Below are 22,309 nucleotides of genomic sequence, written 5' to 3'. Positions count from 1 at the left end.
CATGGTCGAATTGACAAGGGGATGATAGCGTTTTTTTGCCCGGCATCGGCAGTTTCTTGTGTGCGCCGGCGCGGCAGGGATACACTTGCCTCATGGAAGACTTGACCCCGACCCAGATAGCGGCTCGGCTGGAGCAGCTGACCGAACTGAGCGTCGCCCTTGGCGACGGGCAGGATACCGGCATGCTGCTCGAGCGCATCCTGCTGGCGGCCAAGCACCTGACCCATGCCGACGGCGGCACCCTGTACCGTCCCGACGCCAGCCGCAGCAAGCTGCATTTCCATATCACCGTCAACGACACGCTGGGCCTGCACCTGGGCGGCAGCAGCGGCGCTGCCATCGATATCGCGCCAGTGCCGTTGGTCGATGCGCAGGGAGCGCCCAAGCTCGATTCGGTGGCGGCCTACGCCGCCAATGAGGGCTGCGCGGTGAATATCGACGATGTCTACCAGGCCAGCGAATTCAATTTTTCCGGCATGCGCCAGTTCGACCAGCGCTTTGCCTACCGCACCCGCTCGATCCTGACGGTGCCGATGCGCAATCATGAAGGCCAGTTGCTGGGCGTGCTGCAACTGGTCAACGCGCGCAACGCCGACGGCGTGTTCAGCGCCACCGACCAGCGCTTCATCGAGGCGCTGGCGGCGCAGGCGGCCGTAGCGCTGACCAAGCAACAATTGGTGGCCCAGCTGGAGCAACTGCTGGAAGCACTGGTCAACCTGATCAACATCGGCATCGACGAAAAGTCGCCGTACACCGGGCGCCATTGCCAGCTGGTGCCGGTATTGACCATGATGCTGGCCGACGCCGCGCACGCCGCCGACAGCGGGCCGCTGGCAGGCTTCCACCTGTCCGAGGGCGAGCGGAAGCAGCTTTGGCTGGCCGGCCTGCTGCACGATTGCGGCAAGATCACGACCCCGGTGCACGTGGTGGACAAGGCTACCAAGCTGCAAACCATTTATGACCGCATCGGCCTGCTGGACACGCGCTTTGAGGTGCTGCTGCGCGATGCTGAACTGCGTGCGTTGCGCGCCGAACTGGCCGGCGGCGAGCGCGCGGCACTGCAGGCGGCATTGGCGGCGGAGCAGGACGCATTGCGCGCAGAGCGGGACTTCCTGCGCCACGCCAATATAGGCGGAGAGGGCATGGCGCCGCAGGAGCAGCAGCGCGTGCGTGAGATCGCGCAGCGGCGCTGGATGGGGCCGGACGGCCAGGAGCATGCCCTGCTCAGCGATGACGAGGTGGAAAACCTGACCATCCGCTTCGGCACCCTGACCGAAGCCGAGCGCAAGGTGATCAACAACCATATCGTGGTCACGGTGCGCATGCTGGAATCGCTGCCCTGGCCGCACCACCTGCAGCAGGTGCCGGAATATGCTGGCGGCCACCACGAACGGATGGACGGCAAGGGTTACCCGCGCGGGCTGGTGCGCGAGCAGATGTCGGTGCCGGCCCGGGTGATGGCGATCGCCGATATCTTCGAGGCGCTGACCGCGCGCGACCGCCCCTACAAGAAAGGCAAGATGCTGTCCGAGTCGCTGGAAATCCTCGGCAAGTTCAGCCTGAACGGGCATATCGACCCCGACCTGTTCGACATCTTCATCCGCCGCAAGGTGTACCTGGAGTATGCCAGCCAGTACATGGACCCGCGCCAGGTCGACGCGGTCGATGAATCGCGCATCCCAGGGTACCGCCCGTGATGCGCAAGCTGCTGCAGCGCTACGGCGCGCGCTGGCTGCTGGGCCTCCTGCTGACGGCGCTGGCGGTGCTGCAGCTGGTGCAGGTGCTGCCGTCGGAATCGCTGGCGCGCATGGACAGCTTCTTTGCCGGGCTGCGCATGCGGCTGGAAAAGCCTGAACTGGACCCGCGCATCGTGATCGTCGACATCGACGAGCGCAGCCTGGCCGAAGTGGGGCGCTTTCCCTGGAGCCGCGACAAGATCGCGCGCCTGGTGGAACAACTGACCGGGCCCTACGAGGCGGCTGCGGTCGGCTTCGACATTTCCTTTCCCGAGCCCGACACCAGCTCCGGCTACGGCGTGCTGGAACAGCTGGCGCAGGGCGAATTGCGCCAGGTTCCGGGGCTGGCGCGCGCGCTGGCCAGCCTGCAGCCGCAGCTCGATTACGACGGACGGCTGGCGGCGGCCATGCGCGGCCAGCCGGTGGTGCTGGGCTACAGCCTGTCGGGCAGCCAGCGCAAGGGCGTGCTGCCGGCGCCGGCTTTCACGGTCGAGAGCCTGAACGGGCGTACGCTGGATGCCTACACGGCGCAGGGCTACGAAGCCAATATCGCGCGGCTGCAAGAGGCAGCGCAGGGCGCCGGCATCTTTACCGCCTTGGTCGACAGCGATGGCCTGGTGCGTTCTTCGGCACTGCTGCAGCGCATCGGCGACGGCTATTACCCGACCCTGGCGCTGGCCACGGTGTCGGCGGCACTGGGCGGACGCGCCATTGCGCCGTTGTGGCAGGGCACGGTCGATACGCTCAGTGCCGCCGAGCGCCAGGCTGGCGGCCTCGATGCCATCGCCCTGTTCCACCGCGAAGGACAATTGCGCATCCCGGTGGGGGAGGCCCTGACCAACACCGTGCAGTTCCGCGGGCGCGGCGGGCCTGGCGGCGGCGCCTTCCGCTATGTTCCTGCGGCCGACGTACTGGCCGGGCGTGCCAAGGCGGAACTGCTGGCCGGCACCATCGTGCTGGTGGGCACCAGCGCGCCGGGCTTGAACGACTTGCGCGCCACGCCCGTGAACGCCGAATACCCCGGGGTCGAAATCCACGCCAACCTGGTCAAATCGATCCTGGACGACAGTTTCAAGCAGCGGCCCGACGTGGCCACCCAGATCGAAGTGTTGCAAGCCCTGGTGCTGGGCGGGCTGCTGGCGCTGGCCTTGCCGGTGCTGGCGCCGGCCTGGGGCATCCTGCTGTCGCTGGCGGCGCTGGCCGGGACGGTGGCGCTGAACTTCCTGCTGTACCGCCGCTACGACGCCGTGCTCAATATGGCCACCTTGCTGCTGCTGGGGATCGGGCTGTTCGTGCTGAACCTGGCCTGGGGCTATTTCTTCGAGGTGCGCCGCGGGCGTGCCCTGGTGTCGCGCTTTGGCGAATACGTCGCGCCGGAACTGGTGGCGGAAATGGCGGAAAACCCGGCGGCCTACAGCATGGAAGGGGCCAGCCGCGAACTGAGCGTGATGTTCGTCGACGTGCGCGGCTTCACCACTATTGCCGAGAGCCTGTCGCCGCAGGAACTGCGCGAATACATCAACCGCTACCTGACGGCCATGTCGGAAGAGATCCGCGACCGCCACCGCGGCACCCTCGACAAATATATTGGCGATGCGGTGATGGCGTTCTGGGGGGCGCCGCTGGCTTGCGCCGACCACGCCGCGCGGGCGGTGGCAACGGCCCTCGAGATGCAGGCCAGCGCCCGGCGCCTGAGCGTGGAATTCGAGCAGCGCGGCTGGCCGGCGTTGCGCATCGGCATCGGCATCAATACCGGGCCGATGCACGTGGGCGACATGGGGTCGCGCATCCGCCGCGCCTATACGGTGATGGGCGATGCGGTCAACCTGGCATCGCGGCTGGAGGGCATCACCAAGGTGTACGGGGCGGGAATTGTCGTCGGCGCCGCAACGCGTGCGGCGGCGCCCGGATTCGCCTGGCGCGAACTGGACCTGGTGCGGGTGAAGGGCAAGCTGGAGCCTGTGGCCATCTTCGAGCCGCTCGGGCTGGAAGGCGGGCAGGGCGCCGCGGTGCGCGCCGAACTGGAACGTTGGCATGAAGTGCTGGCCCTGGTGCGCGCCCAGCAGTGGCAGGCGGCCCACGACGCGCTGGCGCCGCTGGCTGCGGCAGCCCCGCATGCCACCTTGTATTCCCTCTACCTTGAACGCATCGCGCACTACCGCTTGCAGCCGCCCGGACCAGGCTGGGATGGCGTCACAAATTTCGACAGCAAATAAGCAACACTCAACTGTGCGTGCGCACCGCCAGGCGTACAATGAGGCTGTGGTTAAGGCCTTTATGTCCTAAACTGAAGGTAACAAGAGTTGCTCGTTTGCCAGGCAATTGCATGCCGGGAGAACCATCATGAAGCCTTGCCTTGTGTCGATCCTGGCCCTGGCCGCCTGCACCGGTGCGCTGGCCGCACCGCCCAGCACCGAACGCGACCGCGACCGCAACGCGCCTGCCTTTGATTTCTCCGCCACCAGCTATCCGCAGTCGAATTTGCCCGGCCTGCCTGGCAGCATGCCGACCATGCGCCTGGCTGCTTCGCTGACCCAGGCGCTGCCGCGCGACTTCCTGGTGCGAGCCAGCGTCAACACCCAGTACAGCCCCGGCGACGTCGCGCTGCTGGACAGCCTGGCGCCGGCGCCGATGACCGCGCTGCGCCTGATGGCAAACCGGGACACCATCCGCGATGGCGGCCTGGGCAGCAATGTCGAACTGTATTCCCCGGACCTGTGCCTGGGCGCCGGACGCCATTGCCGCGCACTGCTGTATTACGACCGCAATGCGCTGCGTTACAACCGGGCGTCGAACGGCCAGCTGCGCAGCCGCAACGTGGGCAGCGCCGGCATCGGCGTACGCATGAAACTGGACAGGCATTCCAGCATGCAGCTGGACCTGGGGCGGGTGGTGCGTTCCGACATCATGCCCGACGATGCGCGCAGCCGCGTGACGCTGCGCTACGGCTATGCATGGTGAGCTGGCGCCAGCCTGTCCATTTGCGAAAAAACATCAGTCCCCCGCGTTCCGACTTCCTCGCCATTTGCAAGCAGCGATTTTCGCGCCGCAACGCGCGACAATGGCTGCTGCCCACCTTTACCCTGAACAGAAAATATGAAACGACGCCTCGCGTTCCTGTTTGCTGTCACCCTTTGCACTGCGGCTTCTTCTGCTCCCGCGCCTGATCCTGTCCCCGACCCCGGCATCGTTCGATTCGATATCGAGCGGTACGATGTGCGCGGCAATACACTGCTGCCGCCGGAGCAGGTGGCGCGCGTGCTGGCGCCATTCACCGGCCGCGGGCGCGATTTCGGCGATGTGCAACAGGCGCTGGAAGCCCTGACTGCCGCCTACCATGCTGCCGGTTACGCGCTGGTCGCGGTTACGCTGCCCGAGCAGGAACTGGCGCGCGGCGTGGTGCGGCTGGACGTGGTTCAGACGCGCATCGGCCAGGTCCGGGTGCACGGCCAGCGTTATGTCGACGAGGCCAATGTGCGGCGTGCGCTGCCGCCGTTGCGCGAAGGCCAGGTACCGGATATGGAGGCGATCTCGGCGGCATTGAAGCTGGCCAACGAGCATCCGGCGCGCCAGGTCACCATGAAGCTGCAAAGCGGGGGGCGCGATGACGAAGTGGACGCCATGCTGGAAGTCGCCGACGAGCGGCCATGGAAGGTTTTGCTGAATGCCGACAATAGCGGTACGGAGCAGACCGGCCGCGCGCGCATCGGCGTGGGGCTGCAGCATGCCAACCTGTTCGGGCTCGACCATGTGGCCAGCCTGCAGTACACCACTTCGGCGGAAGAGCCGGGGCGGGTCAAGGTCTATGGCCTGGGCTACCACATTCCGCTGTATCAGCTGGGCGATACGCTGGACCTGTACGCCAGCTATTCGAATGTCGACTCGGGCACCGTGGGCGTGGGCGCCTTCAATGTGGCGGTCAGCGGGCAGGGCACGGTGTTCGGCCTGCGCTACAGCCGCTACCTGGCGCGCAGGCCCGGTTATGAAGGGCGGCTATTGTTCGGTGCCGAGTCGAAGGCCTTCCGCAACAGCGTGGTGCTGCTGGGACAGGAGCTGGGCAACGACGTGACTGTGCGCCCGCTCAGCGTTGGCTACTTGGGCAACTGGAGTTCAGCGCAGGGCGACAGCGGCCTGTCGCTGACCCTGCTGCGCAATGTGCCAGGCGGCAAGCGCGGCGGCCAGGACGACTTCAACCGGGCACGCGCCGGGGCGCCCGACGATTACACCATCGTGCGGCTGGGCGCCAGCGTCAGCCGCCTGCTGCCGCAGGACTGGCAATGGCGTGCCATCCTCAATGGCCAGTACAGCGCTGACGCCCTGGTGCCGGGCGAACAATTCGGCGCCGGGGGCGCGGCTTCGGTGCGCGGCCTGCCCGAGCGCGAAATTGCCAACGACAAGGGGGCAGGCGTCAACCTGGAACTGTACACACCCAACTTGTGCGGCGAGCGCTGGCAATGCCGGTTGCTGGCCTTCCACGACCGTGCCCACGTGCGGCGCAACGATGCGTTGCCGGGCGAGCTGACGTCAGCCAGCCTGGCCAGCACGGGGCTCGGCCTGCGCCTGCTGCTGGGCAGCCAGGCCAACCTGCAACTCGATTATGGCCATGTGGTACAAGGCGGCCCCACCGGGCGCGACGGCAGCGGCAGGCTGCACCTGCGCATCGGTCTTGCTTATTGAGGACATCATCATGAAGCACAGCAAGCACAGCACGTTGCAGCGCAAGCTGCTGGGCCTGGCGATAGCCGCCTGTTTCGGCAGCGCGCAAGCCAATCCGGTGGCGCCCAGGGTGGTGGCGGGCCAGGCCAGCTTCACCCAGCAAGGCAATGTCTTCACCGTGGCCAATACGCCAAACACCATCATCAACTGGCAAAGCTTCTCGATCGGCGCCGACGAGGTGACGCGTTTCCTGCAGCAGGGCGCCGCCAGCAAGGTGCTGAACCGGATCAGCGGACAGGATCCCAGCCGCATCCTGGGCAGTCTGCAGTCGAACGGCCAGGTCTACCTGCTCAACCCGAACGGCGTGTTGTTCGGGCAGGGCGCGCGCATCGACGTGCAAGGGCTGGTGGCGTCGAGCCTGGCCTTGTCTGATGCCGATTTCCTTGCCGGGCGCATGCGTTTCACGGGTGCTGCGGGCGCCGGCAAGGTGGAGAACCAGGGCCAGATCGCCACGCGGCATGGTGGGCAGGTCTACCTGGTGGCGCCGCAGGTGGAGAACAGCGGCATCATCCAGGCGCCGGGAGGGGCGGTCATGCTGGCCGCCGGCCATAGCGTGCAACTGGTGGATAGCGCCAACCCGGCGCTGCAGGTGGTGGTATCGGCGCCTGCCGACCAGGCGCTGAACCTGGGCCAGTTGGTGGCGCAAGGTGGCCGTGTCGGCATCTTCGGCGCGCTGGTCAAGCAGCGCGGCACCGTCAGCGCCGACAGCGCCGTGCGTGGCGCGCAGGGCCAGGTGCTGCTGCGCGCCAGCGGCAGCACGATGCTGGAAGGCGGCAGCCGCACCACGGCGCGCGGCGGCGAAATTGCCATACTGGGGCAGCAAGTCGGCCTGACGGGCGATGCGCGGGTCGATGCCAGCGGCGAGGAAGGCGGCGGCAGCGTGCTGGTCGGCGGCGATTACCGTGGCGCCAACCCGCAGGTGCCGAATGCACGCCAGGTCTACGTGGGCAGGGACGCGGTGCTGACGGCCGACGCCGGCAGCAGCGGAAGGGGCGGCAAGGTGGTGGTCTGGGCCGACGAGACCGCGCGCGTGCATGGCAGCATTTCCGCCCGCGGCGGCAGGCAAGGCGGCGACGGCGGGCTGGTGGAAACATCGGCGCGCCAGCTAGAGCTGGGCGGCCTGCGTGTTGACGCCGGCGCCGTGCAGGGGCGGCTTGGCCAGTGGCTGCTCGATCCCTATGATATCGAAGTGAAGGTGGCGCCAGGCGTGCCTGCCACCCTGACCGACGTGGCGAATTTCAACGCGGGCAATCCCAGCGGCGTCACCGAACTGGCTACAGCCTTGCTGAATGGCGCGACTGCCGACGTCACCTTGCAGGCCAAACACGACATCACCTTTGTTGATCCGGTTGCCATTGGCGCCCCGGGCGTCGGCCTGCTGGCCCAAGCCGGCAACCACATCATGGTCAAGGGCCGGCTGGCGACCAATGGCGGCATGCTGCGCTTGCAGGCAAACGACCCGGCATCGGGCACGGCCAGCGGCAGCGGCGCCGTCAAGTTGACGGCGGGCCTTGAGACCGGCATGGGCGCCATCGAGTTGAGCGGTGCTGAAATCGACGTCGGCCCGGGTGTCCTGGTGGCGGGGCGGGAGCAACGCTGGAAGGCCGACAGCATGCGCATCGCCAGCGGCGCCCAGGTGCAAGCGGCCAACAGCGTGTCGTTAAATCCGTACAGCCTGACCACGGCCATCAAGCTGGGCGAGGCGAGCGACGGTACGCCTGGCGTGCTGGCGCTGGACGGTGCGGAGCTTTCCGCCATCAATACGCAAAACCTGAATATCGGCTTCGGCCAGCATTACGGCACACTCAGCATTGATGGCTTGCTGGACCTGGCAGCCAGCAATGCCGGTAATGCGATGCTGACCCTGGCCAGCAACGCCATTGCGGTCAACGGTGCGCTGAAGCCGCGCTCCGGCGTTTCCCTGCAAACCAGCGGCGCCCTTGCAGGCAACGGTTCCATCACAGCGCCGGTCCTGCTGGTTAACGCAGGGTCGGTGGCGCTGACGGGCCCCAACCAGGTGATGGGGCTTGCCGCGATGGCGACGGGCGACATCAGCTTCAATAACGTGGGCAACCTGAACCTCACGTATGGGAATGGCCTGACCGGGGTGCAGACGTCCGGCAACCTGAGCCTCAAGGCTAGCAGCCTGAACCAAGAGTACGGCATGCCTTTGCGTGCCGCCAGCCTGACCCTGGACGGGAGCGGGCAGGTCAACCTGTCCGGCGGCAACAACCAGGTCAACATCCTGCGCGCCCAGGGCGTTGGCAACCTGAATTACTTCGACAGCGGTTCGCTCGAGGTCCAGGCGGTGAGCCAGGCAGATAGTGCCAGCACTGGCGGTTTTGGCAACCTGCACGTGGCAGCCCTCGGCACTCTGGTAGTCAGCGGTGCGGTGAATGGCAATGGCAAGCCGGTGCAACTGGAAGGCGGCTCGCTGCGGCTGGCGCCTACCGCAATGGTCAGCGGTGGGCCGATGCTGTTGCGCGCCAATAACGGCAGCCTGGCCAGCGAAGTTGGTGCGCAGGTGAATGCCACCGACGTCGGCCTGGAGGCGAACGCCATGAGCCTGGCGGGCCAGACCAGCGCTAGCAACAGCATCCGCGTTTCCAGCCTGGGCGGCGGGACCATCACCGTGGGAGGCACGCCCACATCGGATAGCGGCGGGCTGGTGGTGGGCAATGCCGACCTGGGCCGGTTGTCGGCGCCCAACCTGCTGGTCGGCGGCGGCTTCTTCGATCCGAACGGCAATCCGGTCCCCAATGCCAGCCATATCACGGCCAATCAATTGGACCTGTCCGGCTCCAGCCTGCTCAAGTCGCTTGTACTGCAGACCGGCGGCAATGTCGACCTGATCGGGTCAGTCAAGCTGCCGGCGGGCGCAGGCCTGGGGGCAGAGGCGGGCGGTACCTTGAGCAATACTGCCATGGTCAGCGCCCAGAGCATCAAGCTGCGCGGCGGCTCCGTGGTGCTGAGCGGGGCTGCCGGCACTGGCATGGCAGCCGAGATGATCGGGATTGACAGTGCCGGCACCGTCGAACTTGGCGGCGACCGGCCAAGCGGCACGCCCAACACGCACCTGAGCGGCGCCGGCCTGGCGTCGCTGAAGACGCCGCGCCTGTTCATCGCCGCTGCCAGCGGCATGAAAGTTGGCGGGGCGGTCAGCTTGCCCGGCAGGGAACTGGAACTGGAGGCGCGTTCCGGCTCGCTCCAGGTGGCAGCGCCGTTGCAGGCGGACGTGGTGCACCTGAATGCCGATGCCATGGATTTCACGGCCGATGTGATGGCCAGCCTTGCCTCGCTGACGCCGGCCACGCCCGGCTACAGCATCACCATCGGCGCCGCCTGCGGCACGGCTTGTTTGTCGCTGACCCAGTTGAACAGGATCGCCGCCGGTACCTTGGGTATTGGCAATCGCGACGACGGCAGCGATGCGCCCATCCCCGGGACCAAGCCTGGCACCGCGACCAGCGGCACAGGGGGGCTCCCGGGTTGGGGCGCCGGCGCCATCCATATCGGCGGCGCCGCCAACCTGAATGCGCTGACCACGCGCCTGGGCCTGATTACCACCGCCGGCATTACGCAGGATACCGCCAATGCGGCAGCGGCCCTGAAGGTACAGGAACTTGGCATCGATGCCGGAGCCGGCGTCCAGCTGGACCACAGTGGCAACCAGGTGGCCCGCCTGGCCGCGGTGGTCAGCAGCGGCAACCTTGACTTCCGCAGCAGCCAGGCGCTCTCGGTGGTGCGCCTGCAGGGCGGCAATAGTGCGGGCGGCAGCGGCTATGACATCAATGGCATCCAGCTTGCCGGCACGGCGACGCTGCGTTCCGATGGCGCCCTGGCCACGGACGGCGCGGCGATCCGTGCCAGCAAGCTGGTGGCGAAAGCGGGCGCCAATATCGGGACCGCGGCGGCAGCGCTGCAGACCTTTGTCGCGGAGCTGGATGCGGAAAGCACTGCCACCAGCGGCGCGGCGCCGATCTACATCAGCAATAATGCCGGCAAACCGGCCCCGCTTTCGCTGTTGCAGCTGAAACTCGCTTCCGGCAACAGCGGCGAGATCGTACTCGACAACTACGGCGCGCTCACCTTGGCGTCCGGCGGGGTCGTGAGCAGCGACAGCGGCAATATCCGGCTGACGGCACATAGCCCGCTCAGCATTTTCGGCAGCGTGCTGTCCAATTCCGGCGACATCCTGCTGGAAGCGGCGGGCACAGGCAGCGATGCCGACGACCTGACCATTGCCAGCGGCGCTCTGGTGAAAAGCAACACGGGCAATGTCAAGCTGGCTGCCGGTTCAGACGTCAACTATGTGGCTGGAACGGTGCAGGCGCCGGGCGGCAGTATCGGCGTCAATGGCACCATCGTGACGCCGCCCGTGCAGCCGCCGACTTCGGTCGATCAATGCCAGTTGGACCCCAGCCTGCCCGGCTGCCAGCTCGTGCTGCCGCCCACCGAAGCGCAACCCACCAACCCCGTGCAGCAAGCGATCAGCCAGACCATCCAGGTCATCAATAGTGCCGCCGCAGCGCCGGGCGAGGGGGCGGTTGCCGTTTCGCCGGACGAAGGCAAAGACAAACAGGCGAAGAAGGACGATAAAGGCGACAAGCTGGCCCAGGACCAAACCACCGGAGCGAAAAAGAATGAACCCGCTACAAAAATGTACTGCAACTAAGGGGTTGCTGCTGGCGTTACTGTGGCTGCTGTCCGCGCTGGCGCTGGCGGCGCCGGTAGCGGGGACCGTGGTCCAGTTGAGCGGCCCGCTGATGGCGCGCAAGGCCGACGGCACGGTGAAGGTGCTTGCCATCAAATCCGAGGTCGAGAATGGCGATACGCTGGTGACGGAGAAAAATACCTACGCCCTGCTGCGTTTCATTGACAATAGTGAAATTACGCTGCGGCCCGGCAGCACGCTGACGATCGAGAATTTCAGCTTCGACAGCGGCAAGCAGGATGCTGACCGGGCGCAGTTCAACCTGGTCAAAGGGGGCTTGCGGGCGGCATCGGGCCTGCTGGGCAAGCGCAGCAGGGAGAAATTTGAGCTGAAAACGCCGGCGGCCACCATCGGCATCCGCGGTACGCTGTTCGTGGCGGAAATCGTGCCGGTGGCGGGCAAGTTGCCGGGGGCGGAAACGGTGCGGGCGCCGGGACTGTATGTGCAGGTGCTGGATGGCATGGTCCACCTGAACAACCCTGCGGGAACCCAGGTTTTCAATGCCGGCCAGTTCGGCTTTACGCCGAACATGACGCTGCCGCCCGTGGTGGTACCGCAGAATCCGGGCATGCAGTTCAACCCGCCGCCCGTCTTCAACAGCCAGACGGCTGGCCCGCGCGCTGCCGACAACCGGGCGCAACGCGCCGTCGACTGCGAAGTGCGCTGACGATATTCACTTCAATATAGCGCTTGACCTTCCCATCGTGGGATACTTGATACTGGTCGCCAGAGCATAGGCGAGGAGTATCCCATGAGTCAGTTCCAGCAAACCGTCCGTATTGAAGGCATGAGTTGCGCATCCTGCGTGCGCCGCGTCGAAAAGGCGCTGGCGACCGTGCCGGGCGTGGCGCATGCCGCCGTCAACCTGGCCACCGAGACCGCGCGCGTCGATTCCGATTCGCCGGTGGCCTTTTCCGCCCTGCAGCAGGCCATCGGCAAGGCTGGCTATGCCGCCAGTGAGCTGGCCGCGCCGGCTGCCGATTCCGCGCCGCGCATACCCGAAGGCGTGGCCGTGATCCTGTCCGCTGCACTGTCGCTACCACTGGTGGTGCCGATGGTCGCCGAATGGCTTGGTGTGCACCTGATGATGCCGGCGTGGCTGCAATGGCTGCTGGCGACGCCGGTGCAATTCGTGTTCGGCGCGCGCTTCTATCGCGCCGGCTGGAAGGCTGTGAAAGCGCGCGCGGGCAATATGGACCTGCTGGTGGCGCTCGGCACTTCCGCGGCGTATGGCCTGAGTGTGTACCTGGCGCTGGCGCGAGGGCAGGGCATGCATCTCTATTTCGAAGCGTCGGCAGTGGTGTTGACACTGGTCTTGCTGGGCAAGTGGCTGGAAGCGCGGGCCAAGAGGCAAACCGCTTCCGCCATCCGCGCGCTGCAGGACTTGCGGCCGGTGACGGCGCGCGTGCGGCGCGAGGGCGGATCGGACGCCGACCTGCCGATCGACCAGGTGCGGGTGGGCGATATCGTGGTGATCCGCGCCGGCGAGCGGGTGGCGGTGGACGGCGAGGTGATGGATGGCGCCAGCCACGTTGACGAATCCCTGATTACCGGCGAAAGCCTGCCAGTTGCCAAGCACGTTGGCGACCGCGTGACCGGTGGCGCAATCAATGGCGAAGGCTTGCTGCTGGTGCGCACAAGCGCGACAGGGGCCGAGACCATGCTGTCGCGGATCATCCGCCTGGTGGAAGATGCGCAGTCAGCCAAGGCGCCGGTGCAGAAGCTGGTCGATAAGGTTGCCGCGGTGTTCGTTCCTGTGGTGCTGGTGCTGGCGCTGTTGACGCTTGCGGGCTGGTGGTTGGCCACGGGCGATGTCGAGCAGGCCGTGCTCAATGCGGTGGTGGTGATGGTGATTGCCTGCCCCTGTGCGCTTGGCCTGGCCACGCCGGCAGCCATCATGGCCGGTACCGGCGTCGCGGCGCGGCACGGCATCCTGATCAAGGACGCGGAGGCACTGGAAATGGCGCGCCAGGTCGATACCGTGGTGTTCGACAAGACCGGCACGCTCACGCAAGGCAAACCGGTGCTGGCGCAATTGCTGCCGCATGGCGTGCCTGCCGGCCGTGCACTGCAGCTTTCGGCGGCGATCCAGCGCGGCAGCGAACATGCGCTGGCACGCGCCGTCCTCGACGCGGAAGCCGCACCGGGCGGGGACGTGCTGGCGCCGCTGACGGCAAGCGCAGTGACGACTTTGGCGGGGCGGGGCCTGGCTGCGCAGGTCGATGGCCTCGACCTTCTGCTTGGCAGCGGACGCCTGATGGCGGAGCGCGGCGTCGAACTGGCGCCTCTGCAGCTGCAAGCCGTCGAACTGGAAGCGCAGGGGCACACGATTTCCTGGCTGGCCGAAGCCGGCGCGGGAAGGGGCAAGCTGCTTGGCCTGCTCGCCTTCGCCGACCAGCCCAAGCAACATGCGCGCGCCGCGGTGGAGCGCCTGCACGCACGCGGCATCGCGACGGTGATGCTGACCGGCGACAACCAGGGCAGCGCGCAAGCGGTAGCGCAGGCGATCGGCATTGGCAGCGTGGAAGCCAACCTCCTGCCGGCCGACAAAACCACGGCCATTGCGCGGCTCAAGGCCGAGGGAAGGCGCGTTGCCATGGTCGGCGACGGCATCAACGACGCGCCGGCGCTGGCTGCGGCGCACGTCGGCATCGCGATGGCGACCGGCACCGACGTTGCCATGAACGCTGCCGGCATTACGCTGATGCGCGGCGAGCCGCTGCTGGTGGCCGACGCCATCGACATCTCGCACCGCACCTTCAGCAAGATCCGCCAAAACCTGTTCTGGGCCTTCATCTACAATGTGGCAGGGATTCCGCTGGCGGCCCTCGGCATGCTGAATCCCCTGCTGGCGGGCGCCGCGATGGCATTCAGCTCGGTCAGCGTGATCAGCAATGCCTTGCTGCTGCGCCGCTGGCAGCCTTCGAAGGAGTAAGGGAAATGAATATCGGACAAGCCGCTGCCGCATCCGGCGTCAGCGCCAAAATGATCCGCTACTACGAGAGCATTGGCCTGGTGCGCGAAACTGCGCGCACCGTCAGCGGATACCGCATCTACGGCGAAAACGACCTGCATACTCTGCGTTTCATCAAGCGCGCGCGCAACCTCGGGTTTTCGCTGGAGCAGATCGGCGACCTGCTGTCGCTATGGCAGGATACAGGCCGTGCCAGCGCGGACGTGAAGACGATCGCGATGAGCCACGTCGATGAACTGAACCAGCGCATCGTGGAATTGACCGAAATGCGCGACACGCTGGCTAGCCTGGCTAAAACCTGCCACGGCGACGACCGGCCGGATTGCCCGATCCTGCAAACGCTGGGATCAGCGCAGGAACATGTACACGGTGAGCACTGCGCCCACGATCACAACAAAGATGCGCATCAGTTGCGGGGGAAGGCGGTAGATCAGCCACGAACCCAGAAGGCCGCCCGCAATACCACCCGCGCATAAGGCCAGGGCGGCAGCCCAGCTGATCATGCCGGAGAAGGCGAAGATCAGGGTGGCGGAAGCGTTCATCGCCATCGCCAGCATGTTCTTGGTGGCGGTGGCAGCGCGGATCTGCTGGCCAGCGATGGTCAGCGCGGCCAGCATCAGGAAACCGATGCCGCCGCCAAAATAGCCGCCATAGATCGAAATGCAGGCCTGGACAACGGCCAGCATCCACTTCGGCATGCTGGAAGCGGCCTGCAACGGCTGGCGCCGGAAAGCACCCCAGGCGAACATGGTGGTGGCAAACAGCACCAGCCAGGGCACCAGCCTGGCAAAGAAGGTCGGGGGCGTAATCCACAGCAGGATCGCGCCGAAAATGCCGCCGACAATACTGATCGTGAAAAGCTGCGTGAAGGTCAGGCCGCTCACGCCTTCCGCGAACTTGCGGCCAGCGACGGCGGATGTCGCCTGGCTCGGGAACATGGCGACCGTGGAGGTCATGTTCGCCGCAACCGGGTTCAGCCCGGCCAACAGCAGGGCGGGAAAGGTGATGAAAGAGCCGCCGCCAGCCAACGCATTCTGCGTGCCGGCGAAAAGTCCTGCTGCGGCGAGCAGTAAGATGGTGTGGAGTTCGGGCATCGGGCCATTATAGCCAAGCTATTTGAAAGTCGGGGTCAGGTCTGGCAATCCGCCATATTTTTCGCAATGCGAAAAATATGGCGGATTGCCAGACCTGACCCCGACTTGCATCATGCGGCGTGGCGTCGCGTGCGGGCGGAGGCGATGACTTGTGCGATACGGTCGGTAGCGCTTTCCGCGTCGGCGAGGGAGCGCAGCAGGCGCTCGTCGCCGAATTCGTCGTATTCGACGGCTGCATCGTATGCATGCGTCACGCCCAGGTAGCGGAATACGCTGCGCACCGATCCTTCGACATGGTTGATGCCCTCCAGCCGTTGCCCTGGGCCGTAGCCGTAATCGCCGCGCGAGGACAGGATGACGAGCTGCTTGCCGGCATCTGCCAGCAGTGGCCAATATGGTTCACCGGCACGTGAGCGGTCGAAGCCGAACGTGCGGCCGACACGCACGATGTTATCCAACCAGGCCTTGAACTGTGCCGGCGGCCCGAAGTTATACATCGGCACTCCTGCCACGATGATATCGGCGGCCAGCACTTCGTCGACCAGCGCGTCGCTTTGCGCCAGCGCTTCCACCATCCATGGCTCGCGCGCCGCCGGCGGCGTGAACGCAGCATGTACCCAGCCCCCGGTCACAGGGGATGGCGGCACGGCTCCCACATCGCGATAGATGACTTCTGTTCTGCTATCGAGCTGCCGGTAGCGCGCGATGAAGCGTGCAGTCAGGCGCCGCGTATGCGAACCGTGCGCCTGTTCGCCGGAGCGCCCGGGCCGGGCGCTTGAATCGATATGCAGGATCGTGGTCATTGTTCTCTCCAATTGGTTGCTATGGGTGTACTGTGCGCTGCGCGGCAGACGGTGACAAACGATCAATTCTCAGCAGATGGATGAACTGAATTCATGTATAGTCCTTCACATGAAACGCCGCCTTCCATCCCTGTCCGCCCTGCGCAGCTTCGAGGCCGCGGCGCGGCTGCAAAGCTTCAAGCTCGCTGCCGAGGAGCTGTCGGTCAGCGCGACTTCGATCAGCCACCAGGTGCGTGCGCTGGAGGAGGCACTGAACGTAAGGCTGTTCCTGCGCAAGACCCGGGCCGTCGAGCTGACACCTGAGGGCCGCACGCTGATGCAGGCAGCCGGCAGCGGGTTCGACGCCATCGCTGCCGGCGTCGAACGGCTGCGGCGAGAACAGCGCCGCACGGTCACCTTGTCGACCACACCATCCTTCGCGGCGCGCTGGCTGGTGCCGCGGCTTGCTTCGTTCAACGCGGCCCATCCCGGCATTGCCCTCAACGTCCTGGCCAGCAACAAGCCGGTTGACCTGGCCGGCGGCGCGGCCGACCTTGCGGTACGCGGTGGCGCCGGGCATTTCGCGGGGCTGCAAGCGCAACGCCTGATGCATGCCGGCTTCGCGCCGGTGGCCAGCCCGCGCCTGAAGCTGCGCAAGGCGGGCGACGTGGCACGCCATCCGCTGATCCACTTTGACTGGCAGCGCGGCTTTAAGGGCGCCTTGACCTGGGATAAATGGTCGAAAGCGGCAGGCGTAGAGCTGGATGTCACGACAGGCGCGCGTTTTTCGGAAGAGTCGCACGCGGTGCAAGCGGCGATTGCAGGGCAAGGTGTTGTGCTGACTGCCTTGCCCTTGGTGCGCGAGGAAATCAGGTTGGGACTGCTGGAAGCGCCGGTTGGCCCGGTGCTCGGCGGATTCGATTTTTATGTTGTGCGGCCTGAAGGCGACGCTCCGCGCGAAGAGGTGCGCGCCGTCGCAGAATGGCTGCTGGCACAGGAGGAGCAATGATGGAGCCTTACAAGCTTTACTACTGGCCGACGATCCAGGGCCGGGGAGAATTCGTGCGGCTGGCGCTGGTCGAGGCCGACGTTCCTTACGTTGACGTGGCGCGCGGCAAGGGCGGCATGAAGGCGATGACGGAGTTGATCGCCGGCGGCAGCGATCCGCGCGCCGCTTTCGCGCCGCCCATCCTGCAGGCCGGTGAACTCATGATCGGTCAGACGGCGAATATCCTGATGTTCCTCGGGGCGCGGCACAAGCTGGCGCCGCGCTCCGAAGCGGGGCGCCTGTGGTGCAACCAGCTGCAGCTGACCATTGCGGACATTGTTGGCGAGGCTCACGATACGCATCACCCGATCTCGGTCAATATGTACTACGAGGAGCAGGCGCGGGAATCGAAGGCGCGGGCGCGGGATTTTGCGATTGAGCGCATCCCGAAGTACCTGGACTATTTCGAGACCGTGCTGCGGGCCAACCAGTCGCGCGGCGGCTGGATTGTCGGCTCCCGCCTGAGTTATGTCGACTTGTCTCTGTTCCAGTTGCTGGACGGCTTGCGCTATGCCTTCCCGAAAGCGATGGCTGGCTATGAAGGGCGTTGGCCCGGCCTGCAGCGCTTGGCCGGGCGCGTGGCGGCCCGTCCGCGCGTCGCCGCCTACCTGGCATCCAAACGCCGCCTCGCCAACAACGAGGATGACGTATTCCGGCATTACCCGGAACTGGAGCAGGGCGTCCGCGTCAAACCGCGCGGGTAACAGGATATCCGGCATCCACAATGGCTGCCTTGATCGGCTCCAGTGCCGAAGCCGAGTTGACCTTGACGTGCTTGCCCTTCAGGTCGACCTCGACAAAGGCTGCCGGATCAACTGTATGCACGGCTTCGGTCACGGCCGATACGCAGTGGCCGCATGTCATGTTTTCTACAGTCAGTTCATACATTTGGAGTTCCTTTCGTCATATGGGTAAACGTACTTTAATCCTTCCCACCATTGTAAAGTCAAGCGTGTTTGCGCTGCTATTGCTGCAGGGCTGTTCCGCGAAATATGCTCCGCCGCCAGGAGCGGCAGGCGCTGTCGCGGAGGCACGCATGGCGGGACCGGCGACGGATGGTTCGTCAGCCGGAGTCCAACGCGGCAAGTATCTCGCCTACGAACACTCGGTCACGGTCGATTCGCCTGAAGGAGGCGTCAAGCCACTGCTCGACAAACTGGTCGGGGCCTGCCAGGCCGACGCGACGAACCAGTGCACGTTGTTGGCATCCGGATTGGAGGGCGGAAGGGAGTCGAGCGCCCATTTCCGTGTTCGCGTGAAGCGGCCCGGCATCGAGAAATTGATTGCACTTGCGGCGACAGGCGGTGAGCTTGCCTCACGTAACACCTCGGCGGAGGACCTTGAAGGTCCGATCCGCGACAACGCCAAGCGACTCGACATGCTGCGCTCATATCGCGAGAAGTTGCTGGCGCTGGAGAGCAAAGTAGGCAACAACGCCGAAGCCTTGATCAAGCTGTCGCAGGAACTGGCGACGGTGCAAAGCGAACTGGAATCGGCGACCGGCGTTGAAGCGCGCCTGATGGAGCGGGTTAATATGGACTTGCTGAACGTCTCCATCCAGTCCCGCACCCAGCGAGGTTTCTGGTCGCCGGTCAAGCGGGCAACCGGCGAGTTTGGCAGCAACCTGTCGGAAGGTATCGCGAGTGCAATCACTGGACTGGCCTACCTGCTGCCCTGGTCGTTGATTCTGTTTTTAGCGGGCTTTGTAGTGCGCAAGATCTGGAGGAGGATGCGCCGGAAATGAGGGGTACGGTCAAATATGCCACGCGCATGTATGCGGCAGATGTCGCGAAGATGTTTCACGCGGAGCACGATTTCGTCACGGAGAAAACTTGATGAAGCAGTCCATTGTTCACATTGCCCTCGTTGTGCGCGACTATGACGAGGCGATCGATTTTTATGTCAACACGCTCGGCTTCGAGCTGCTTGACGACACCCACCAGCCCGAGCAGGACAAGCGCTGGGTAGTCGTGGCGCCGCCTGGTGGCAGTGGAACAACCATCCTGCTGGCGCGCGCATCCAGGCCGGAGCAGGAACCTTTTGTCGGCAACCAGGCCGGCGGCCGGGTATTCCTGTTCCTGAATACCGACGACTTCTGGCGCGACTTCGAGCGGTTGAAGGCGAAAGGCGTCCGGATCGTGCGCGAGCCGAAGCGGCAGGACTACGGCATGGTTGCCGTCTTCTCGGACCTGTACGGCAACCTGTGGGACCTGCTGCAGTTGAACGAAGACCATCCGATCGCACGGCGCGGAAAATAAAAAGCCCCGCACTTGGCGGGGCTTGTGGACTGCGGGCGGCGTTGCTTACAGCACGTCGCTCGCGTGGTCTGCCAGGCGGGAACGTTCGCCGCGGGCCAGCGTGACGTGGCCGCTGTGTGCCCAGCCCTTGAAGCGGTCGACCACGTAGGTCAGGCCGGACGAGCCTTCGGTCAGGTAAGGCGTGTCGATCTGCGCGATATTACCCAGGCACAGGATCTTGGTGCCAGGACCGGCGCGCGTCACCAGGGTCTTCATCTGCTTCGGCGTCAGGTTCTGCGCCTCGTCGATGATCAGGAACTTGTTGACGAAGGTGCGGCCGCGCATGAAGTTCAGCGACTTGATCTTGATGCGCGAGCGGATCAGGTCCTGCGTCGCCGCACGGCCCCATTCGCCGCCTTCGCCGTCGGACTTGTTCAGCACTTCCAGGTTGTCGTCGAAGGCGCCCATCCACGGGCCCATCTTCTCTTCCTCGGTACCCGGCAGGAAGCCGATATCCTCGCCCACCGGCACCGTGACGCGGGTGACGATGATCTCGTTATACAGCTTGGTCTCCAGCACCTGCGCCAGGCCGGCGGCCAGCGCGAGCAGGGTCTTGCCGGTGCCGGCCTGGCCCAGTAGGGTGATGAAGTCGCATTCCGGGTTCATCAACAGGTTCAGCGCGAAATTCTGCTCGCGATTGCGGGCAGTGACGCCCCACACACTGTTCTTGTTGTGCGAGTAGTCGCGCAGGGTTTGCAGGACGGCGGTCTTGCCGTTGATCTGCTTCACTTGCGCGTAGAACGGCGACTCGCCGTTGTTCGGCTCCAGGTACACGAACTGGTTCACCAGCAGGGAAGGGATGAACGGGCCGGTCACGCGGTAGAAGGTGCTCGACTGGCCGTGCTTATTCTCCTGCCAGGATTCCATGTCCTTGCCGTGCTTGTTCCAGAAGTCGTCCGGCAACTGGACGATGCCCGAATACAGCAGGTCGGTGTCTTCCAGCACATGGTCGTTGAAGTAGTCTTCCGCCGGCAAGCCCAGGGCGCGTGCCTTGATGCGCATGTTGATGTCTTTCGACACCAGCACCACGGCGCGGCCAGGCTGCTCCGCTTCCAGTGAACGCACCACGGCCAGGATCTGGTTGTCGGCCTTACCTTGCGGCAGGCCTTCCGGCAGGTCGGCTACCTGCACCCTGGTCTGGAAGTACAGGTGGCCCTTGGCATCCTTGTTGCCCAGCTTGTTCAGCGGGATGCCGGTTTCCATGTCGTCGTCGTCGGTGTTGCTGATCAGGGCATCCAGCGTACGCGATACCTGGCGCGCATTGCGCGCGACTTCGGACATGCCTTTCTTGTGGTTGTCCAGTTCTTCCAGCGTCATCATCGGCAGGAAGACATCGTGCTCTTCAAAGCGGAACAGCGACGACGGGTCGTGCATCAGCACATTGGTGTCGAGCACGAACAGCTTGGTGCTGCCCACCACGTCGGCCTTGCGGCTGGAGGCAGACTTGAGCACGACTTCGTGTTCCTTGTGCTTGGCCGGGTGCGGTGCATCGGCCTTGATCGGCGTGACCTTGGAGCGCGCCTGCGGCGCAGCCTTGGTGCGCGGTGGCGCTGGTACGTCGTCCGGCAGCTTGACGGCCTTCAATGCAGGCGTCTTGTTCGCTGCAGTCTTTTTCGCAACCGGTTCTTTTACTGCTTTGGCAGCAGTCTTGGGCGCCGCTTTCTTCGGCGCTGGTGCTGCCTTTTCTTCAGTAGGGAAGGGAACCGGATTTGCTCCGCTCGCCTTCGGGTAGTCTTTAGCCAGCAGCAGGGTGGCTGGCTTGCTAGGCAGTTTTGGCAGTGGCATCAGGATCTCAATCTAAAAAAGATGCATCCACGCGAGGGCGAATGCCCGGCATGGATGAACTATGGGGTGGTTCGGAAAAACTAAAGGATGCCTGGCGGGCGTCTGCGTCGCCCGAAAGCCGGTGGGCATGCCACCGGGGACAGTGGGTGGAAGGACTTGCTCGACTCAAAATCTGGCTGACACGTTCAAATGTAAAGCTCCCGTTGAGCTAACACATTCGCGGCGAGGGCCTTGCCATCAGCCCAGGTTTGCCACGAATTCCAGCACTTCATCGACGTGACCTGGTACTTTCACGCCTCTCCATTCTTTCACCAATCGGCCTTTTGCGTCAATCACAAACGTGCTGCGCTCAACGCCGCGTACATCTTTACCGTACATTTTTTTCATCTTCATGACATTGAAGGCCAGGCACACCGCTTCGTCCGGATCGGAGATCAGTTCGAACGGCAAGCCCAGTTTTGTCTTGAAGTTCTCGTGCGAGCGCAGCGAGTCGCGGCTGATGCCGTAAATTTCAGCACCGGCAGCGGTGAACTGGTCGTGCAGGTCGCGGAACGCCATGTTCTCGGTAGTGCAGCCCGGGGTGTTGTCCTTGGGGTAGAAGAACAGTACGGTGGCTTTGGCGGGGCGTCCGGAGAGCTGGAAGGTTTGGCCGCCGGTCATGGCGGCGCTGAAGTCGGGGATGGTTTGGCTCATGCGCGTTTAGTTGGGGGCAAAGTGTTATTTTTCAATGATCAATGCCAGCAGGGCTTTGCGGCCTTCGCCCATCAGGATGTTGTAGGTGCGGCAGGCGGCATTGGTGTCCATGCATTCGACGCCGATCTGCCTGGAGATCAGCGGCGCGGCCAGGCGCGGATGGACGAAGCGCTGGCGCTCGCCGGTGCCGAGGATGACCACGTCGGGCTGTTCGGCCAGCAGTTGTTCGAAATGTTCGACTGTCAGTTCCTCGAACTTTGCCACGGGCCAGGGGCGCGGTGCGCTTTCCGGCAGCACCAGCAGGCTGTAGTCGAACGGCTTGCCGTTGATCTCGACTCCACCTTCGAAATAGCCGGAAACGGTCTGGTATTGGCCGGTGGTGCTGGAGTGGAGCTTCATAACTTTTCGCTATATTTAAATACAATAGAGATCTTATTGTAACGTTTTGCGCATATCGATGGTTGATTAAA

General features: G+C 64.8%; 17 protein-coding genes and 1 pseudogene. 12 read left to right on the top strand and 6 right to left on the bottom strand.

Annotated elements, in window-relative coordinates; translation table 11 throughout:
* Positions 1-92 precede the first annotated feature (92 nt).
* The 8 genes and pseudogenes from ACN9MW_RS23790 to ACN9MW_RS23755 all read left to right on the top strand — a co-directional run.
* Positions 93-1,697 carry an HD domain-containing phosphohydrolase gene (locus ACN9MW_RS23790; RefSeq protein WP_426163358.1) on the top strand — a complete coding sequence of 535 codons (1,605 nt, stop codon included), beginning with the start codon at positions 93-95 and terminating at the stop codon, positions 1,695-1,697.
* Positions 1,697-3,952, top strand: a complete 2,256-nt coding sequence (locus ACN9MW_RS23785) for a CHASE2 domain-containing protein (RefSeq protein ID WP_426172283.1) — start codon at positions 1,697-1,699, stop codon at positions 3,950-3,952. The genes ACN9MW_RS23790 and ACN9MW_RS23785 overlap by 1 nt, the downstream gene beginning before the upstream one ends.
* 127 nt (positions 3,953-4,079) lie before the next feature.
* A complete protein-coding gene (locus tag ACN9MW_RS23780; protein WP_426163356.1) occupies positions 4,080-4,697 on the top strand; it encodes a hypothetical protein in 618 nt (205 codons plus the stop codon).
* Between the two features lie 135 nt (positions 4,698-4,832).
* A complete protein-coding gene (locus tag ACN9MW_RS23775) occupies positions 4,833-6,413 on the top strand; it encodes a ShlB/FhaC/HecB family hemolysin secretion/activation protein (protein ID WP_426163354.1) in 1,581 nt (526 codons plus the stop codon).
* A 10-nt stretch (positions 6,414-6,423) separates the two neighbouring features.
* The gene (locus ACN9MW_RS23770) at positions 6,424-11,127 is read left to right on the top strand and encodes a filamentous hemagglutinin N-terminal domain-containing protein (protein WP_426163352.1); all 4,704 of its coding nucleotides are present in this window, start codon (positions 6,424-6,426) and stop codon (positions 11,125-11,127) included.
* Between the two features lie 4 nt (positions 11,128-11,131).
* Complete coding sequence (locus tag ACN9MW_RS23765) at positions 11,132-11,833, top strand: FecR family protein (protein WP_426163350.1); 702 nt, start codon at positions 11,132-11,134, stop codon at positions 11,831-11,833.
* A gap of 84 nt (positions 11,834-11,917) precedes the next feature.
* Positions 11,918-14,101, top strand: coding sequence for a heavy metal translocating P-type ATPase (locus tag ACN9MW_RS23760; protein WP_426163348.1), 2,184 nt, complete (start codon positions 11,918-11,920; stop codon positions 14,099-14,101).
* 5 nt (positions 14,102-14,106) lie between these two features.
* Positions 14,107-14,424 (top strand): annotated as a pseudogene (locus ACN9MW_RS23755) (MerR family DNA-binding protein); the annotation flags it as partial.
* Between the two features lie 63 nt (positions 14,425-14,487).
* Here ACN9MW_RS23755 and ACN9MW_RS23750 read toward each other — a convergent pair.
* Positions 14,488-15,234, bottom strand: coding sequence for a sulfite exporter TauE/SafE family protein (locus ACN9MW_RS23750; RefSeq protein ID WP_426163346.1), 747 nt, complete (start codon positions 15,232-15,234; stop codon positions 14,488-14,490).
* Positions 15,235-15,344: 110 nt separating this feature from the next.
* A complete protein-coding gene (locus tag ACN9MW_RS23745) occupies positions 15,345-16,037 on the bottom strand; it encodes an FMN-dependent NADH-azoreductase (protein ID WP_426163344.1) in 693 nt (230 codons plus the stop codon).
* A 109-nt stretch (positions 16,038-16,146) separates the two neighbouring features.
* Here ACN9MW_RS23745 and ACN9MW_RS23740 point away from each other — a divergent pair, with 109 nt between their 5' ends.
* Complete coding sequence (locus ACN9MW_RS23740; protein ID WP_426163341.1) at positions 16,147-17,025, top strand: LysR substrate-binding domain-containing protein; 879 nt, start codon at positions 16,147-16,149, stop codon at positions 17,023-17,025.
* Positions 17,022-17,768, top strand: coding sequence for a glutathione S-transferase (locus ACN9MW_RS23735; protein WP_426163339.1), 747 nt, complete (start codon positions 17,022-17,024; stop codon positions 17,766-17,768). Before ACN9MW_RS23740 ends, ACN9MW_RS23735 begins: the two co-directional genes overlap by 4 nt.
* On the opposite strand, the gene ACN9MW_RS23730 is transcribed toward ACN9MW_RS23735, so the two are convergent.
* The gene (locus ACN9MW_RS23730) at positions 17,752-17,952 is read right to left on the bottom strand and encodes a heavy-metal-associated domain-containing protein (RefSeq protein ID WP_426163337.1); all 201 of its coding nucleotides are present in this window, start codon (positions 17,950-17,952) and stop codon (positions 17,752-17,754) included. The genes ACN9MW_RS23735 and ACN9MW_RS23730 overlap by 17 nt on opposite strands.
* A gap of 19 nt (positions 17,953-17,971) precedes the next feature.
* Here ACN9MW_RS23730 and ACN9MW_RS23725 point away from each other — a divergent pair, with 19 nt between their 5' ends.
* Positions 17,972-18,808, top strand: coding sequence for a DUF4349 domain-containing protein (locus ACN9MW_RS23725; RefSeq protein ID WP_426163335.1), 837 nt, complete (start codon positions 17,972-17,974; stop codon positions 18,806-18,808).
* Between the two features lie 91 nt (positions 18,809-18,899).
* On the top strand, positions 18,900-19,322 hold the full coding sequence (locus ACN9MW_RS23720; protein ID WP_426163333.1) for a VOC family protein: 423 nt from the start codon (positions 18,900-18,902) through the stop codon (positions 19,320-19,322).
* A gap of 45 nt (positions 19,323-19,367) precedes the next feature.
* Here the strand turns inward: ACN9MW_RS23720 and ACN9MW_RS23715 are convergent, their stop codons facing one another.
* The 3 genes from ACN9MW_RS23715 to ACN9MW_RS23705 all read right to left on the bottom strand — a co-directional run bounded on the left by ACN9MW_RS23715 (position 19,368) and on the right by ACN9MW_RS23705 (position 22,238).
* Positions 19,368-21,146 carry a PhoH family protein gene (locus ACN9MW_RS23715; RefSeq protein WP_426163331.1) on the bottom strand — a complete coding sequence of 593 codons (1,779 nt, stop codon included), beginning with the start codon at positions 21,144-21,146 and terminating at the stop codon, positions 19,368-19,370.
* A 237-nt stretch (positions 21,147-21,383) separates the two neighbouring features.
* Entirely contained in the window at positions 21,384-21,839 is a 456-nt protein-coding gene (locus ACN9MW_RS23710; RefSeq protein ID WP_426163329.1) for a peroxiredoxin, read from the bottom strand.
* Between the two features lie 24 nt (positions 21,840-21,863).
* Positions 21,864-22,238: an Mth938-like domain-containing protein gene (locus tag ACN9MW_RS23705; protein ID WP_426163327.1), complete on the bottom strand. Its 375-nt coding sequence runs from the start codon at positions 22,236-22,238 to the stop codon at positions 21,864-21,866.
* Between the last annotated feature and the right edge of the window lie 71 nt (positions 22,239-22,309).

Origin of the sequence: Pseudoduganella sp. R-34, from assembly GCF_049904655.1 — a bacterium.
Taxonomy (GTDB): domain Bacteria; phylum Pseudomonadota; class Gammaproteobacteria; order Burkholderiales; family Burkholderiaceae_D; genus Rugamonas.
This window is presented reverse-complemented; position numbering and strand designations above follow the sequence as displayed.